Source organism: Enterobacter sp. SECR19-1250, from assembly GCF_013391025.1.
GTDB lineage: Bacteria > Pseudomonadota > Gammaproteobacteria > Enterobacterales > Enterobacteriaceae > Enterobacter > Enterobacter cloacae.
The window spans coordinates 1-2,523 of sequence record NZ_JACASJ010000223.1; the positions used below are offsets into that span (position 1 = coordinate 1).

Here is a 2,523-nt window from a genome sequence, read left to right on the forward strand (position 1 = left end):
GCACCTCAAAAACACCATCATACACTAAATCAGTAAGTTGGCAGCATCACCCTGAGTCAGAATAACCAAATCGAAACCATTGCCCGCCAGATTCATACTCTGCGCCGCCAGCGCGGTAGCGCACTGAAGATTATCGTTCGTGAAACCAGGGCCAGCCTGCGCGCCACCGATGAACGTTTGCTGTTGCGGTGTGGCGCAAACATGGTCATCCCCTGGAACGCCCCACTCTCCCGCTGCCTGACGCTTATCGAAAGCGTACAGGGGCAACAATTTAAACGCATTGTGCCGGAAGATATCTCTACGCTGCTCTCAATGACACTGCCGCTCAAGCTGCGCGGCTTCCAGCCGTGGACCACGTTCTGCGAAGCGGTAGCCAATATGGTGAATAACACGCTGTTACCGCCAGACGGTAAAGGGGTGCTGGTGGCGCTGCGCCCGGTGCCCGGTATTCGCGTTGAACAAGCGCTAACGCTCTGCCGCCCGAACCGTGCCGGGGATATTGTCACCATCGGCGATAATCGCCTGTTGATGTTTTTGTCGTTCTGTCGTGTGAACGATCTCGACACCGCCCTTAACCACATTTTCCCGTTACCTACAGCCGATATCTTCTCTAACCGCATGGTGTGGTTCGAAGACAACCAGATTGCGGCCGAGCTGGTGCTATTGCGGGAAGTCGGGCCGGAAAAATGGGGCAGTCCGCTGGCGGGTACAAGCGATGAGCCGAAAATCATGAATGCCGAGCATGACGGGCAAGTCTGGCGACGTATCCCCCAACCCCTGCGACTGTTAAGTGAAGAGACGGGGAGCGCATCATGATGTCCATCGCCGATATTATTGAACTCGTTATCCTTTGCGCGCTGATTTTCTTCCCGCTGGGCTATCTGGCACGCCACTGGCTGTACCGCATTCGTCTTATTGCAAGAATAATGTTTATTAAACCTCGCTACGTTAAACCGGCCGGCATATTGCGTCGGGAATCGTTCGTCAAGGCAGACCGAAAACATGACTAATCAAACGCTGACGCCTTCCAGACCCTCGACGCTGTGGCAACACTGGCGCGGTTTATCCGGCTGGAATTTCTATTTTTTGGTGAAATTTGGTTTGCTGTGGGCGGGCTACCTTAATTTTCATCCATTGCTGAACCTGGTGTTTATGGCCTTTTTGTTGATGCCATTGCCAGGTCCGGGCCTGCACCGCCTGCGCCACTGGATTGCCCTCCCGATTGGTTTCGGCCTGTTCTGGCATGATACCTGGCTACCGGGTATCGATAGCATTATGAGTCAGGGCTCCCAGGTGGCAGGCTTTAGCGCCGATTACCTGCTCGATCTGGTAACGCGTTTTATTAACTGGCAGATGATTGGCGCGCTGTTCGTGTTGCTGATCGCCTGGCTGTTCCTGGCGCAGTGGATACGCGTCACGGTATTTGTTGTCGCTATTATGATCTGGCTGAATGTGCTGACGATTGTCGGCCCGGCCTTCACCCTGTGGCCGCAAAGCACCCAACAAAACACCCTTGCCACAACGGGCGGTACGGTGGCGCCGACCGTCGCGAATACCGCGGCAACACCCGTGGTGGGCGATATTCCGGCACAAACCGCGCCGCCTACCTCAGAGAACCTGAATGCCTGGCTCGCCAGTTTCTATGCCTCCGAAGAGAAACGCCAGACGCCGTTCCCGACACAGTTGCCGGCAGATGCACAGCCTTTTGATCTGCTGGTTATCAACATTTGTTCGCTCTCCTGGTCAGATATTGATGCCGCAGGTTTGTCATCGCACCCACTGTGGTCACATTTCGATATCGTCTTTAAGCAGTTTAATTCGGCCACTGCCTATAGCGGCCCGGCGGCCATTCGTCTGCTACGCGCGAGCTGCGGTCAGACATCGCATAAAAATCTCTACCAGACAGCCGGCGCCCAGTGCTACCTGTTTGATAACCTGGCCAAACTGGGCTTCACCCAACAGTTGATGATGGATCACAACGGCGTGTTTGGTGATTTCCTCAAAGAGATCCGCGACAACGGCGGCGTGCAGGTGCCGTTGATGAATCAGGCAGGCTTGCCGCCGGTTCTGTTGTCGTTTGATGGCTCCCCGGTCTATGACGATACCGCCGTGTTGAACCGCTGGATGGAGAACGAGGCGAACAATAATGGTCAGCGTACCGCGACCTTCTATAACCTGCTGCCACTGCACGACGGTAACCATTTCCCCGGCGTGCGCCAGACGGCGGATTATAAAATTCGCGCCCAGAAATTGTTTGATGAGCTGGATGCCTTCTTCACGCAACTGGAGAAATCCGGGCGTAAGGTGATGGTGGTGATGGTGCCGGAACATGGCGCGGCGCTGCAGGGCGACAAGATGCAGGTTTCCGGCCTGCGTGATATTCCAAGCCCATCAATTACCCACGTCCCAACGGCAATCAAGTTCTTTGGTATGAAGGCGCCGCATGAAGGGCCTGCGATTGAGATCAAGGCACTGTTGCAAATAGTCGGTGGTGATAAACTTATCATCCCCTTTTGCTGATGG

1 protein-coding gene and 2 pseudogenes are annotated in these 2,523 nt (G+C 54.9%); all 3 read left to right on the forward strand.

Translation table 11 applies throughout. The features are described from left to right. Positions 1-48 precede the first annotated feature (48 nt). A pseudogene (bcsE, locus tag HX884_RS26050) lies at positions 49-816 on the forward strand (cellulose biosynthesis protein BcsE); the annotation flags it as partial. Continuing rightward, positions 813-1,010, forward strand: a complete 198-nt coding sequence (bcsF, locus tag HX884_RS26055; protein ID WP_039080215.1) for a cellulose biosynthesis protein BcsF — start codon at positions 813-815, stop codon at positions 1,008-1,010. The pseudogene bcsE and the gene bcsF, both read left to right, overlap by 4 nt. Next, a pseudogene (bcsG, locus tag HX884_RS26060) lies at positions 1,003-2,469 on the forward strand (cellulose biosynthesis protein BcsG); the annotation flags it as partial. The gene bcsF and the pseudogene bcsG, both read left to right, overlap by 8 nt. Positions 2,470-2,523 lie beyond the last annotated feature (54 nt).

Excerpts from the sequence above, each read along its gene's own strand:
- bcsF (WP_039080215.1), top strand. The coding sequence starts at position 813 with ATGATGTCCATCGCCGATATTATTGAACTCGTTATCCTTTGCGCGCTG.